This window comes from Sphingomonas sp. F9_3S_D5_B_2, from assembly GCF_054263715.1.
In genome coordinates this window covers 135,134-148,188 of the sequence record NZ_JBSZFB010000002.1, presented here as the reverse complement: position 1 = coordinate 148,188, position 13,055 = coordinate 135,134, and the positions used below count along the sequence as shown (strand labels likewise).

The following is a 13,055-nucleotide window of genomic DNA, read 5'->3' as shown; positions in this document are numbered from 1 at the left end:
CCCCCGCTGCCCGACCACGGCGAGCATGAGCCCTTAGATGAGCGCGGTAAAGCTGCGCCTAAATCCGCTGGACCGAGCTTATCGGGTCCGCCTCCCGAAGGGCGGCGATGATCGAGTGAAGATGCGCAAGATCGTGCACTTCGACATCCAGATTGAAGGTCTGGAAGCTGCCGTCGCGGTGAATCAGCGCGAGATTGACGATGTTGGCGTGTTTCGCGCCGAGGATGCTCGACATGGTGCCGAGCGCGCCCGGGATGTCGCGCAGGATCACGGCAAGCCTCGCCGCGCCGCCGTCCGAACCCTCGCCCCAGGCGAGGTCGAGCCAGTCGGCATCGATGCCGCTCGCAAGCGTGTCGCAGCCGATCACGTGGACCTCGATCTCCTCGTCCTCGCGGCGAAGGCCGACGATCCGGTCGCCGGGCACCGGATGGCAGCACTGGGCGAGATGATAGGCGACGCCCGCGGTCAGGCCCTTGATCGAGATCGCCTTGCGCTGGCCGAGCGGGCGGGGCGACACGTCGCCGCCCGCCGACCCGGGCATCAGCGCTTCCATCAGGTCCTCGTCGCGCACCCGCTTGCGGGCGATGGCGATCATCAGCTCGTCCGAGTTCTCGATCTTGAGCTTCTTGAGCGCCCGCTTCTGTGCATCCTTGTCGAGTTCTGCGGGAAGCCGCTGGACGATCTCGTCGTAGATCTTGCGCCCGAGCTCGACGGTCTCCTCGCGCTCCTTGTGGCGCACGAAGCGGCGGACGCCCGCGCGCGCCTTGCCGGTCGCGACAAAGCGCAACCACGAAGGCTGCGGGTGCTGCGCCTCGGACGTCAGGATTTCGACCTGGTCGCCGTTCTCGAGCATCGTCCGCAGGGGGACCACGCGTCCGTTGACCTTGGCGCCAACGGTACGGTCGCCAAGGCCGGTGTGCACGGCATAAGCGAAGTCGACCGGAGTCGCGCCCTTGGGCAGCTGGATCAGCTCGCCCTTCGGCGTGAAGGCGAAGATCCGGTCCTGGTACATCGCCATCCGGGTATGCTCGAGCAGCTCTTCCGGGCTCTCGGCGTGTTCGAGAATCTCGACGAGATCATCCACCCAGGGGACGTGGAGGTCGGCGGCAGGCTTGCCTTCCTTGTAGGCCCAGTGAGCGGCGAGGCCGCGCTGCGCAAGTTCGTGCATCGCGCGGTCGCGGATCTGGATTTCGATCCGCATCTTGGAGTCGTGGATGACCGAGGTGTGCAGCGACTGGTAGCCGTTGCGCTTCGGGGTCGAGATGTAGTCTTTGAACCGGCCCGGGACCATCGGCCAGCGGCTGTGGATGAGGCCGAGCGCGCGGTAGCATTCGCCAACGTCGTCGACGATCACGCGGAACGCCATCACGTCGGACAGCTGCTCGAAGCTGATGTGCCGCTCGGCCATCTTCTTCCAGATGGAGAAGGGGTGCTTCTGACGCCCCGTCACCTCGGCTTCGAGGCCGTTGTCGGCGAGGTAGAGCTGAAGCCCCAGGCCGATGCGGCTGACGAGATCGCCGCCGGACTCCGTCAGCTGGTGCAGCCGGCGCATGATCGAGGCGTAGGCGTCCGGCTCGAGCTCGCGGAATGCCAGCGTCTGCATCTCGGTCATCATCTCGTACATGCCGATGCGCTCGGCGAGCGGCGCGTAGATATCCATCGTCTCGCGGGCGATCCGCCGCCGTTTGTCCTCGGACGGGATGTGATAAAGCGTCCGCATGTTGTGCAGCCGGTCGGCGAGCTTCACCAGGAGCACGCGGATGTCATCGGACAGCGCCAGGAGGAACTTGCGAAGGTTCTCGGCAGCGCGTTCGTTTTCCGACTGCGCCTCGATCTTGCTGAGCTTGGTGACTCCGTCGACGAGCCGGGCAACGTCCTTGCCGAACAGCTTCTCGATCTCGGCCGGCGTCGCGACCGTGTCCTCGATTGTGTCGTGCAGGATCGCCGTCGCGATCGTCTGGTCGTCGAGCTTCAGGTCGGTGAGAATTCCCGCAACCTCGATCGGGTGACTGAAATAGGGGTCGCCTGAAGCCCGCTTCTGCGACCCGTGCGCCTTCATCGAGAACACATAGGCGCGGTTGATCAGACTCTCGTCTGCGTCCGGATCATACGACCGGACTTTCTCGACCAACTCATATTGTCTCAGCACGCCCCTAAGATGGTGGCAGGGAGCAGTGTTGTGCAAGCGCGAAACGTTGCGGCGGGCACCCAAGGCAGCGCAGCAGGGAATTATTGCCGGATTACATCATCGTAGCCGATAACAACTATTCAACCGCCACAGCTTGTGCTTTCATGCGATTCTAAGGGCTTGGGGAGTGCAGCCATTGCCGGGAGACCGGGGGGACACGCGGATCAACGCATTCAGGAAGGCGGCGCTTTCGTGCCCAATCCCTGCGGCGGTTGAACTCATCGGCGAGAAATGGGCGTTCCTGATCGTGCGCGGGGCGTTCAACCAGCTCCACCATTTCGAGGAATTCCAGGCGGGACTTGGAATCGCCCGCAACATCCTGTCGGACCGCTTAGGCAAGCTGGTCGCCGGCGGCATCCTCGAACGGCAGCCGGATCCGACCGACCGCCGCAAGGTCATCTACTCGCTGACCCCGAAGGGTGAGGCACTGATGCCGGTGATCGTTTCACTGCGACAATGGGGCGAAGACTGGGGGCACGGCGGCCCGGGAGTCGTGCTCGCGGATCGGCATGACCTGCGCCCGGTCCGCAAGATGTGCGTCCAGGCGCACGATGGGCGTGCGCTGAAGCGGGACGAGATTACCTGGATCGATCAGTCCGAAGCGTCGGCCGTTCAGCAAGCCGCCGAATAGTTACGCCCGCCGAGCGGCGAGCGCTCCCGATTACTCGTAATCACCGCCGGACGGGCTCGGCCGCGGCGGAGCAGCGGCGGTCAGGCGGAGCGCCTCGGCCGCATCGCTCAGCGATGCCAGCTCTTCCGTCTCGTCCTCTTCGTCGACGCGAACCTTCTGAAGGCCGGCAACGACCGCTTCCTGCAGCGTCGAGGGACGCACGGTCTCGTCAGCGATCTCGCGCAGGGCGACAACCGGGTTTTTATCGCGGTCGCGATCGATCGTCAGGTCGGCTCCAGACGAAATCTGCCGCGCACGCTGCGCGGCGAGCAGAACCAGATCGAACCGGTTCGGCACCTTGTCGACGCAATCTTCAACCGTAACGCGCGCCATTCGTCGCCTCGCAGACCATTTTCAAACGATAGGGAAGCCGGCGAGTTAGGGCGCGGCCTTCCGAAAGTCAACAAAAGTGGCGGCCCGGCACCTTGCCTTGCGCGGCATCCGTGGTCAGACGACTGCCATGGCGGAAGGGCATCGCTCACTGATCGTCGACGGCAACCGCCTGACGCTGATCCCCGACGGGCCGGAACGCCTCGAGACTCTGATGGCCCTGATAGACGGCGCCAAGAAGTCGCTTCGCCTACTCTACTACATCTACACTGCCGACCGCAGCGGGCAGCGCGTGCTCGACGGGCTCTACCGTGCGCTGGACCGGGGCGTCGAAGTCTCTCTCCTGATCGACGGATTCGGGAGCAGCCACACGCCCGAAACCTACTTCCGCGAACTCAACGACCGCGGCGCGCGCTTCTGCCGGTTCAACCCGGCCTACGGGCGCCGCTACCTGCTCCGAAATCACCAGAAGCTGGCGCTTGCTGATGGCGAGACGGACGCGTGCCAAGTCCTGATCGGCGGCTTCAACGTTGAGGACAGCTATTTCGGCAAGGTGGCGGACGGCGCGTGGCGGGACATCGGGTTGCTGGTCGACGGGGCGGCAGCAGGCCGCCTCGTCCCCTATTACGACGCGCTGATGAACTGGTCGCTGTCCAAGCGATCGAAGCTGAAGACCCTGCGCGCCGTGGTCCGACATTTCAGCGAGCATGAGGGTACGCTGCAATGGCTGTTCGGCGGGCCGATGCAGCGCCGCTCACCCTGGGGCCTTGCCACCTTGCGCGACCTGTCGACGACCAATGACCTGGAAATGGTCGTTGCCTATTTCGCCCCGATGGGGGGCATACTGAAGCGCATCGGCGCCATTGCGGCGCGCGGACGGGCCCGGATCATCATTCCGTCCAAGTCCGACAACGCACAGACCATCGAGGCGGCTCGCAGCACCTATGCCCGGTTGCTCCGGCGCCGGGTGAAGATCTTCGAATATCAGGCGACCAAGCTTCACTCGAAGCTTCTGGTGATGGACGACGTGGTCCACATTGGATCATCCAACTTCGACCTCCGCAGCCTGTACCTGAACATGGAGATGATGCTTCGCGTGCGCGATCCCGAGTTCGCGACGATGATGCGCAGCTATTTCGAGCATGAGATCGGCGACAGCCTGGAAATCACACCGGAAGTCTACAAGCAGCGCGCGACCTGGCTTCAACGGCTGCGCTGGCGCGTCGCGTGGTTCCTGGTGACGTCGCTCGATTACACGGTCACGCGGCGCCTGGCGCTGCGCGTGCCCTAGGCCTCAGCCTTCCTTGGGCTCGCGCCAGGCCCAGAACAGTGTCGCAGGCGGCACGTTGATCCATTCGAACCCGCGCTCGATCCGCTCGAAATGCGGCTGGATGAAATCGCGAACCTTGGGGCTGAACTGGTAAACCAGGAAGGCGCCGCCGGACCGGATGACCTTGCTGGTCGCCGCGCCGATCGCGTCGCCGACGCCGGGCGGAAGGGTCGAGAACGGCAGGCCCGAGAGCACATAGTCCGCCGCACCGAGGTTGCGGTCGGCAAGGATCTTCTCGACGTCGGCAGCCGACCCCGTCACGGGCACCAGCCGCTCGTCCTCGATCGACTCGCGAAGGTAGCGCGTGAACTCCGGGTTCGTGTCGATCGTCACCAGCGTCGCGTCGGTCGGCAGACGCTCCAGAAGCGGCCGCGTGAAGGTGCCGACACCCGGGCCGTATTCGACGAACAGCCGCGTGTTCTTCCAGTCGACGGGACCGAGCATCTTGTCGATCAGCTTGCGGCTCGACGGGATGATCGATCCGACCATCACCGGATGCTTCAGGAAGCCGCGCAGGAACTGCCACTGGGGGTTCGCGCTGCGGCCGTCACGGCGCCGCGCCAGCCGGCGGGGGCCTTTCAACGCGCGCGCGGAAGAAACTGGCATGAATGCTCCGTATCGGATCGCAAAGGCGGCGAGCGTTGGCAAATGCACTGCCGCTTGGCAAGGTCACCAACGCGCTTGCCGCCACCACGGCCCACGCAGGCGCGCGATTTAACCTGATTTATCGGCACCCGATCGCTGGTTCAGTCCGGCTTGCCGCCGGGGCGTGGCCGAAGCATGCCCGGAAGCACGAAGCCGATGCCGCCCATCGGCCGCACGGCATCGCTCTTCAGAGTCTCCTGGATGCGCGAATATTCCTCGAGCATTTCAGGCGTTACCGAGGCGCGAGTTTCGGTCAGCGCGCTCTCGAAATCCGCCATCGCCACCTTGGCAGCATCAAGGCCGCGGCGGAGCGCGGTCAGACCGGCGCGGCGCACCAGGTCCTCGAGATCCGCGCCGGTGAAGCGCTCGGTCCGCTTCGCCAATGACGTCAGGTCCACGTCCTCAGCGAGCGGCATATGACGAGCGTGGATCGCAAGGATGCGCTGTCGCCCGGCCTCATCCGGCGGACCGACATAGATGAGCTCGTCGAAGCGGCCGGGCCGGAGAAGTGCCGGGTCGATCAGCGTCGGCCGGTTGGTGGCGCCGATCACGACGACGTTCTGCAGCTCCTCGAGCCCGTCCATCTCGGCGAGGATGGTGTTCACGACGCGCTCCGTGACCTGCGGCTCGCCGAGGCCGCCGCCGCGTGCGGGCACCAGGCTGTCGAGTTCGTCGATGAAGATGATCGTCGGAGCCACCTGGCGGGCACGGGCAAACAGGCGGGCGATCTGCTGCTCGCTCTCGCCGTACCATTTGCTCAGCAGGTCCGACGACTTCGTCGCGATGAAGTTCGCCTGGCTCTCGCGCGCCGCCGCCTTGGCGAGCAGCGTCTTGCCTGTCCCCGGCGGACCGTAGAGCAGGAACCCCTTGGCGGGCCGGATGCCGAGCCGCCGGAATGCCTCGGGATGCTTGAGCGGCAGCTCGACGCCTTCCTTGAGGCGCCCCGCCGAATCGTCGAGGCCGCCGATGTCGTCCCAGCCGATGGTCGGCGCTTCGACCATGACTTCCCGCATCGCCGAGGGCTGAACGCGTTTCAGGGCATTGTCGAAATCGCGAAGCTCGACGGACAGGGTGTCGAGCACCTCGGTCGGGATGACGTCCTCGGCAAGGTTCAGCTTCGGCATGATGCGGCGCACGGTCTCCAGCGCCGCTTCGCGGGCAAGTGCCGCAAGGTCCGCGCCGACGAAACCGTAGGTCCGCCGGGCAAGGTCGTTGAGATCGACGTCCGGAGCGAGCGGCATGCCGCGCGTGTGGATGCCGAGGATCTCCCGGCGCCCAGGCTCGTCGGGAACTCCGACGACGATCTCGCGGTCGAAGCGGCCGGGGCGCCGGAGTGCCTCGTCGATGGCTTCGGGCCGGTTCGTCGCTGCAATCACGACGAGGTTCTGGCGCGGCTCGATGCCGTCGAGCAGCGTCAGGAGCTGAGCGACCAGCCTCTTTTCCGCTTCGCCGGTCACCTGGCCGCGCTTGGGAGCGATGGAATCGATCTCGTCGATGAAGATGATCGACGGCGCCGCCTGCGATGCCTGCTCGAAGATCTCGCGCAGGTGCCGCTCGCTCTCGCCATAGGCCGAGCCCATGATCTCGGGACCGTTGATCAGGAAGAACTTGGCCGCGCTTTCGTTGGCGACCGCCCGCGCCAGCAGGGTCTTGCCGGTGCCGGGCGGACCATGCAGCAGCACGCCCTTGGGCGGATCTACGCCGAGCCTCTGGAACAGCTCGGGATGGCGCAGCGGCAGTTCGACCATCTCGCGGAGCGCGTCGATGGTGTCGCGCATGCCGCCGAGGTCGTCGTAGGTGACATCGGCCCGGCGCTCGCCGTCCTTCTCGGTATATTCCGGCAGGAGGTCGACGGCCGTCTTGCCGTCGATGTGAACGATGCCCTTCGGAGTCGTCGAGACAACCACCAGGCGGAGTTCCTGAAGCGCGAAGGCGGGCGCGTTCAGCATCTGCCGGATGGGCTCCGGCATGTCAGCGTTGACGCGCTGATGTCCAGTCGTCGCGACGGTATCCCCTTCGCTCAACGGGCGCCCGGCGAAGGTGCGCTTGAGCGCGTCGGCGGAGCCCTGGAGGCGGACGTTCGGCTGGGCCGGGGCGAAGACAACGCGCGTCGCCGGCTTAGCCTCGCCGCGGCGGACCTCGACGAAGTCGCCGGAGCCGACCCCGGCATTGGCGCGCTGCAGACCGTCGAGGCGGATGATGTCGATGCCTTCGTCCTCGCCATAGGGACGAACGGCTATCGCGGCCGTCGAGCGCTTGCCGACGATTTCGATGACCTCGCCCTCGCGGATGCCGAGGGCTTCCATGATCGCCTGGGGCAGCCTGGCGAAGCCGCGTCCGCTATCGCCCGTCTGCAGGCTCGCGACCTGCACCCTGCGCGATTTCACGCGTTCCATCGTATCGGTGTCAGCCATCGGTGCTCCTGCTCGCGCTCTCTTGCCCGCACCGGTAACGGCGCGGGTGCGGCGCGGGTTCAATCATGGGGGTCAATATTTGATCGCTCCGGCGATCTTGCGGACGATGGAACGCGGCGCGAAGCGGGTGCTTGCAGCGCCGAACTTGTTGATGGCGCCGGGCACGACGACAGCCCTGTTCTTTGACAGCCCCGCTAGTCCTGCGGCCACCACGCCCGGCGATTCCATCGCGACCCGGTCGAACATGCCGTTGCCGCCGAAGCCGGCGATGTCGCCGAACTCGGTGCGCGTCGGCCCCGGGCACAAAGCCGTGACATGCACGCCGTGCGGCTTCAGCTCCTCATGCAGTGCCTCGCTGAACGACAGCACATAGGCCTTGGTCGCGAAATAGACGGCCATGTTGGGGCCAGGCTGGAATGCCGCGGTGGAGGCAACGTTGAGAATGCCGCCCGACCGCCGCTCGACCATGCGCGGAGCGATTGCGCGGCACAGGCCGGTCAGCGTCCCGACATTGAGGTCAATCATCTCGCGCTGTCGCCTGGCGTCGGAAGTGACGAAGCGGCCGATCTGGCCGAACCCGGCATTGTTGATCAGCAGTTCGACCTGCTCGCCGGCCGCGTCGAGATCGTCGACCAACCGTTCGGCAGCATCGGCGGCAGAGAGGTCGATCGCGACTGCGCGGGCATTGCCGAGCTCGTCGCCAAGCGCTCGAAGCCGGTCCTCGCGCCGAGCGGCCAGCACCAGCCGCGTGCCGCGGGCCGAAAGCTGCCGAGCGAACTCGGCCCCCAGCCCCGCGGACGCGCCGGTGATCAGCGCAACTGGGTTCACTCGCCGCCTGAGCTTACCGTCGCCTTGACGATCTTGCCTGGTTCGCGCGGCGGCTCGCCGACCGGAAGCGCGTCGACATGCTCCATGCCGCTCTCGACCTGGCCCCAGACCGTGTACTGACCATCGAGGAAGCCTGCGTCCCCGAAGCAGATGAAGAACTGGCTGTTGGCGCTATTCGGATCGGGCGTCCGCGCCATCGACGCCGTGCCGCGCACGTGCGGCTCGCGGCTGAATTCCGCCTTCAAGTTCGGCAGGTCGGACCCGCTGGTGCCGGTGCCGGTCGGATCGCCGCCCTGGGCCATGAAGCCCGGGATCACCCGGTGGAACGGCACGCCGTCATAGAAACCGCTGTTGGCGAGCTCGGTGATGCGCTGGACGTGACCCGGCGCAAGGTCGGGCCGAAGCCGGATGACGACGTCGCCGCCGCTCGAAAGGGTCAGGGTCAGCCGGTCTGCATCAGCCATCATTCACTCCCACTAGGTTCATCTTGAAGCGGCGATTTAGGGAGCCGGGGCAGCTTGCGCCAGAGTCCGCCCGGCAATAGGAGGGCGCGACGACAGCGCGCTTGGCATTTCGGGGGTAAGGATGAGCGAGAGCGAGAACATCGCCACCGCCGCCCCGGCCGAGGACGGCAACTCCGCAATCGACGACGAAGATCGCCTGCGCGCAGACTTCGTCGACAAGGTGCTCGACGCCGTCGATGCCGGCGACGACGAGACTGCCCGGCGCCTCGTCGAGCCGCTCCACCCTGCGGATATCGCCGATCTCATCGAGCTTGCCGCCCGCGACGAGCGCGAAGGACTGGTGAAGGCCCTCGCCGGGATCGTCGGGCCGCACGTGCTCGCGGAGATGAACGACTACGTCCGCGAGGGCCTGCTCGACGAGATGGAGCCGCAGCAGCTTGCGGACATCGCCGGTCAGCTCGAGACCGACGATGCCGTCGCACTGATCGAAGACCTCGACCGCGACGAACAGCAAGCAGTGCTCCGGGCGATGGAGCCGGACGATCGCGCGGCCGTCGAAGAGGCGCTGAGCTATCCGGAAGAATCCGCGGGCCGCCTCATGCAGCGCGACCTGTGCGCCGTTCCGGAGCACTGGAAGGTGGGTCAGGTCATCGATTACCTGCGCTCGACCGCGGACCTGCCGACCGACTTCTGGGAAGTCTTCGTGGTCAACGCGACCCACCATCCGGTCGGCACCTGCAAGCTTTCGACCATCCTGCGGACCGGGCGCGGCACGCCGGTGTCGAGCATCATGGCCCGCGAGCAGACCCTCATCCCCGTCGACATGGACCAGGAGGACGTCGCGCTTCGCTTCCAGAAGTATGCGCTGGTCTCGGCAGCCGTAACCGACGAGAGCGGACGCCTGGTCGGGATGGTGACGGTCGACGACGTGGTCCACATCATCCAGGAAGAGGCCGGCGAAGACGTCCTGCTGCTGTCGGGCGTCGGTGAAGGCGACATCAACGAGCCGGTCGGCGAGAGCTACCGCTCACGCGTCCGCTGGCTCGCCGCCAACCTGGTCACCGCGCTCGTCGCCGCCACGATCATCCGGCAGTTCACCGGATCGATCGAGAAGCTGGCGATCCTTGCTGCGCTCGGGCCGATCGTCGCGGGCGTCGGAGGCAATGCCGGCACGCAGACGCTGGCCGTTACCGTCCGCGCCTTCGCTACCAACCAGCTCACCGGTTCCAACCGCTGGCGGGCCGTCGGGCGTGAGATCCGGGTCGCGCTTCTCAACGGCCTCACCATCGCGCTGCTGATCGGACTGGGAGTCGCACTGGTGCTGCACAGCCCGCCGCTCGGGCTCGTCATCGGCGCCGCCATGATGGTGAACATCGTCACCGCCGGGTGCGCCGGAGTGCTCGTCCCGCTGACACTCGAACGCGCTGGCGCCGACCCCGCCGTGGCAAGCAGCATTTTCCTGACGATGATAACCGATTCGATGGGCTATCTTGCCGTGCTCGGCCTCGCCACGGCCTCCGGCCTCGTTCACTAAACCATTGCGAATCAACGGCTACCTCGCCATCCCGAGTGCGTGCCGAAGCTTCACCTGACGAAGGTCGCCTTTGCCTGCCGCGACCTTGAAATGCTGCAGGACCGAATCGCGCGCCGCGCCGAAGCCGGCGAGGTGCGCGTGGCAACGCGGATGCGCCCCAAGCGCGCTGCCGAACTGATCGGCGGATCGCTGCACTGGATCGTCAAGCATCGCCTCGTCGCCGCCCAGGAGATCATCCGCCTCGATGATCGCGACGACGGGCGGATCGACATCGTGTGCGCAGCCGAACTGGTCACCGTCTCACCGCAGCCGCGCCGGGCCCACCAGGGCTGGCGCTATCTCGAGGAAGCTGACGCTCCGAGCTCAGACGATGACGGCTCCGGGCTTGGGATGCTCCCGCCGCGTCTCTACGGAAAGCTCGCCTCACTCGCACTGGTCTAAGTCGGCTTGCCGACGCTTCTCCCGACCGGTAATCGAAGACGCAATCGACAGGGAGGCAGGCATGACGAACTTCAATGTGTCACAGGCAATCGACGGCAAGGTCGCCGAGCGGGCAATGCTGAAGCACCCATTCTACCAAGCCTGGACCGAAGGGCGCCTGCCGCTCGACACGCTGCGCGACTATTCGCGCCAGTATTTCCATCACGTCGAAGCCTTCCCGCGCGCCGTGAGCGCCGTGCACAGCGCCTGCCCCGACCGCGACGGACGCCGGATGCTTGCCGAGAACCTGGCCGAGGAAGAAGGCCTGGATGCCGGGAAGCAGGATCACGCGAGTTTGTGGCTGATGTTCGCCTGCGGCCTCGGCGAGAACGAGGACTCCGTCCGCGCGCAGCAGCTCAACCCGGAGACCGAGGCCCTGATCGCTACCTTCCGCCGCCTTTCGCACCAGTCCTACGCGGCCGGTCTCGGCGCTCTCTACGCCTATGAAAGCCAGTTCTTCGGCGTCGCGTCTGCGAAAATCGAGGGGCTGATCGACCGTTACGCAATCACGGACGAGGCGACCCTGCGCTTCTTCCGGGTCCACGCAACTGCGGATGTCGAGCACAGCTCGGTCTGCCGCGACTTGCTCGAGCGGCTTCCCGAAGCCGAACAGCGCGAGGCGATCGCGGCAGGCGAGGAGCTTGCCGGCGCCTTGTGGAATTTTCTGTCAGGCGTGGAGGCGCGCGCCAGCGTTCACTGAGACGCGCGGCAGCCCGAGACGCTGGCGGAGCCGCTCAGCTTGGCGGTGCACGCCGGCTTGCCGTCGAGCGTAACGGTCGCCGGCCCCGAGCCTTCGATCTTCGCCGAGTTGGTCACCGTCGTCTTGACCGTCGATGCGCCCTCGGCGCCGATCGTCGCGTCCTTGGCGACCAGCGCCGAGCCGTCGAACGAGGACACTCCGCGCGCCGTCAACTTCAGCGTGCCGGTGCGCCCGGCAACGACGGAACTGGCGGTCCCGATCATGCTGACGTTGAGCTGATCAACGTCCGCCGAAGCAATGCCGAGCGCGCCCGAGCCTTCGACTGCCGCGACGAAGGAAAGGCCCTTCACCCGATTAATCTGCACCGAGCCCGAGCCGCTTAGAGTTGCCCCCGAAAGCTCGTGCGTGCCGATGCGGACTTCCACCGGGCCGACACTGTCGGAATTCGAGGACCCGCCCCATGCCGAGATGTTGCTGTGAATGACGAGGGTTCGTCCGACCATGTCGATCGCCACGCGATCGATTCCTGCCGCTGACCCGGAAGCGCTCGCGAACGGGGCAACGCCGGTGGTGAGCTGAACCTTGAAGGGTCCTTCGACGCGGACGCGCTCGAAGCCTGTGATGCCGAAGTTGCGGGTTGCCGCGTCGGCCGGCGCGGCAGCGGCGACGGCGACGGCGAGCAGGGGAAGGTGGATGCGCATGACCCCACCTTCCCGCATCATGGTTAAATGTCGCTTAAGTTCAGCTGCAGCGGACGTCGCCCGAACCATGCTTGCTGATCGAGCACTTGGCGCCTCCGGTCAGTTCGACGTCGCCTGAGCCCATCATGTTGATGTCCGCAGTTCCCGTCGCATGCGCCGAGACGCTGCCCGATCCGGCGATCGACACGTCGGCCGTCTGCGCCTGCACGCCGCGCGCATCGATGTCGCCCGACCCGCCAATCTCGTACTTCACCGACTGCGCCCGGCCGCCGGCAGCCTTCACGTCGCCGGAGCCGGCGATCGCGAGCTTGAGGGTCTGCACTTCGAGCGAGTCGATCCCCAGGGAGCCTGAGCCCGCGACTTCGCCGTTGAAGGAATTGCCGCGGACCTGGTTGACGCGGATGTCACCCGAGCCGGCGATGCTCGCGCCCTGCAGCTGCGGCACTGTCACGGCGACTCGGACGGTGCCGTTGGAATGCCACCCCATGTGGAACATGCCCCGGTGCTCTTCCGGCCGGATCAGCAGCCGGTCGCCCCGGACTTCCACGACCATCTGCTCGATCATCTTCTGGGGCCCGGTCGCGGACACGCCGGGGTTGCCGCCGGTGTGCACCTCAACCTCGTAGGGACCGGCCACTTCGATGGCGGTGAACCCGCCGACCGTATAGTTGCGCGAGATGGACGGACCGGCGTCCTCGCTCCGTGCCTGGCTGCACGCCGCCACTGCCAGCGCACCCGCTAGAATTCCGATCGCCATGACCCTGCGCATCT

General features: G+C 66.2%; 13 protein-coding genes. 5 read left to right on the top strand and 8 right to left on the bottom strand.

The features are described 5' to 3' along the window. Positions 1-58 precede the first annotated feature (58 nt). Positions 59-2,149: a RelA/SpoT family protein gene (locus ACUXST_RS06560; RefSeq protein ID WP_458389167.1), complete on the bottom strand. Its 2,091-nt coding sequence runs from the start codon at positions 2,147-2,149 to the stop codon at positions 59-61. A 175-nt stretch (positions 2,150-2,324) separates the two neighbouring features. Between ACUXST_RS06560 and ACUXST_RS06555 the strand changes: the two genes are divergently transcribed. Beyond that, complete coding sequence (locus ACUXST_RS06555; protein ID WP_458389166.1) at positions 2,325-2,819, top strand: winged helix-turn-helix transcriptional regulator; 495 nt, start codon at positions 2,325-2,327, stop codon at positions 2,817-2,819. 30 nt (positions 2,820-2,849) lie between these two features. On the opposite strand, the gene rpoZ is transcribed toward ACUXST_RS06555, so the two are convergent. Then, on the bottom strand, positions 2,850-3,191 hold the full coding sequence (gene rpoZ / locus ACUXST_RS06550) for a DNA-directed RNA polymerase subunit omega (protein WP_458389165.1): 342 nt from the start codon (positions 3,189-3,191) through the stop codon (positions 2,850-2,852). A 127-nt stretch (positions 3,192-3,318) separates the two neighbouring features. Between rpoZ and ACUXST_RS06545 the strand changes: the two genes are divergently transcribed. After that, positions 3,319-4,479, top strand: coding sequence for a phospholipase D-like domain-containing protein (locus tag ACUXST_RS06545; protein ID WP_458389164.1), 1,161 nt, complete (start codon positions 3,319-3,321; stop codon positions 4,477-4,479). Positions 4,480-4,482: 3 nt separating this feature from the next. Here the strand turns inward: ACUXST_RS06545 and ACUXST_RS06540 are convergent, their stop codons facing one another. The 4 genes from ACUXST_RS06540 to ACUXST_RS06525 all read right to left on the bottom strand — a co-directional run bounded on the left by ACUXST_RS06540 (position 4,483) and on the right by ACUXST_RS06525 (position 8,869). Further along, on the bottom strand, positions 4,483-5,124 hold the full coding sequence (locus ACUXST_RS06540; RefSeq protein ID WP_458389163.1) for a class I SAM-dependent methyltransferase: 642 nt from the start codon (positions 5,122-5,124) through the stop codon (positions 4,483-4,485). A 140-nt stretch (positions 5,125-5,264) separates the two neighbouring features. Beyond that, positions 5,265-7,577, bottom strand: a complete 2,313-nt coding sequence (locus ACUXST_RS06535; protein WP_458389162.1) for a CDC48 family AAA ATPase — start codon at positions 7,575-7,577, stop codon at positions 5,265-5,267. A 72-nt stretch (positions 7,578-7,649) separates the two neighbouring features. After that, the gene (locus tag ACUXST_RS06530) at positions 7,650-8,405 is read right to left on the bottom strand and encodes an SDR family NAD(P)-dependent oxidoreductase (protein ID WP_458389161.1); all 756 of its coding nucleotides are present in this window, start codon (positions 8,403-8,405) and stop codon (positions 7,650-7,652) included. Further along, positions 8,402-8,869, bottom strand: coding sequence for a peptidylprolyl isomerase (locus ACUXST_RS06525; RefSeq protein ID WP_458389160.1), 468 nt, complete (start codon positions 8,867-8,869; stop codon positions 8,402-8,404). Before ACUXST_RS06525 ends, ACUXST_RS06530 begins: the two co-directional genes overlap by 4 nt. Positions 8,870-8,990: 121 nt before the next feature. Here ACUXST_RS06525 and mgtE point away from each other — a divergent pair, with 121 nt between their 5' ends. The 3 genes from mgtE (at position 8,991) to ACUXST_RS06510 (ending at position 11,583) form a co-directional block, all read left to right on the top strand. Then, on the top strand, positions 8,991-10,403 hold the full coding sequence (gene mgtE / locus ACUXST_RS06520; protein ID WP_458389159.1) for a magnesium transporter: 1,413 nt from the start codon (positions 8,991-8,993) through the stop codon (positions 10,401-10,403). A 39-nt stretch (positions 10,404-10,442) separates the two neighbouring features. After that, positions 10,443-10,844, top strand: coding sequence for a DUF1489 family protein (locus ACUXST_RS06515; RefSeq protein ID WP_458389158.1), 402 nt, complete (start codon positions 10,443-10,445; stop codon positions 10,842-10,844). A 61-nt stretch (positions 10,845-10,905) separates the two neighbouring features. After that, positions 10,906-11,583: a CADD family putative folate metabolism protein gene (locus ACUXST_RS06510; RefSeq protein ID WP_458389157.1), complete on the top strand. Its 678-nt coding sequence runs from the start codon at positions 10,906-10,908 to the stop codon at positions 11,581-11,583. Here ACUXST_RS06510 and ACUXST_RS06505 read toward each other — a convergent pair. Beyond that, on the bottom strand, positions 11,577-12,284 hold the full coding sequence (locus ACUXST_RS06505; protein WP_458389156.1) for a GIN domain-containing protein: 708 nt from the start codon (positions 12,282-12,284) through the stop codon (positions 11,577-11,579). The two genes, ACUXST_RS06510 and ACUXST_RS06505, sit on opposite strands and share 7 nt — an antisense overlap. 40 nt (positions 12,285-12,324) lie before the next feature. Then, a complete protein-coding gene (locus ACUXST_RS06500) occupies positions 12,325-13,053 on the bottom strand; it encodes a head GIN domain-containing protein (RefSeq protein WP_458389155.1) in 729 nt (242 codons plus the stop codon). Positions 13,054-13,055 lie beyond the last annotated feature (2 nt).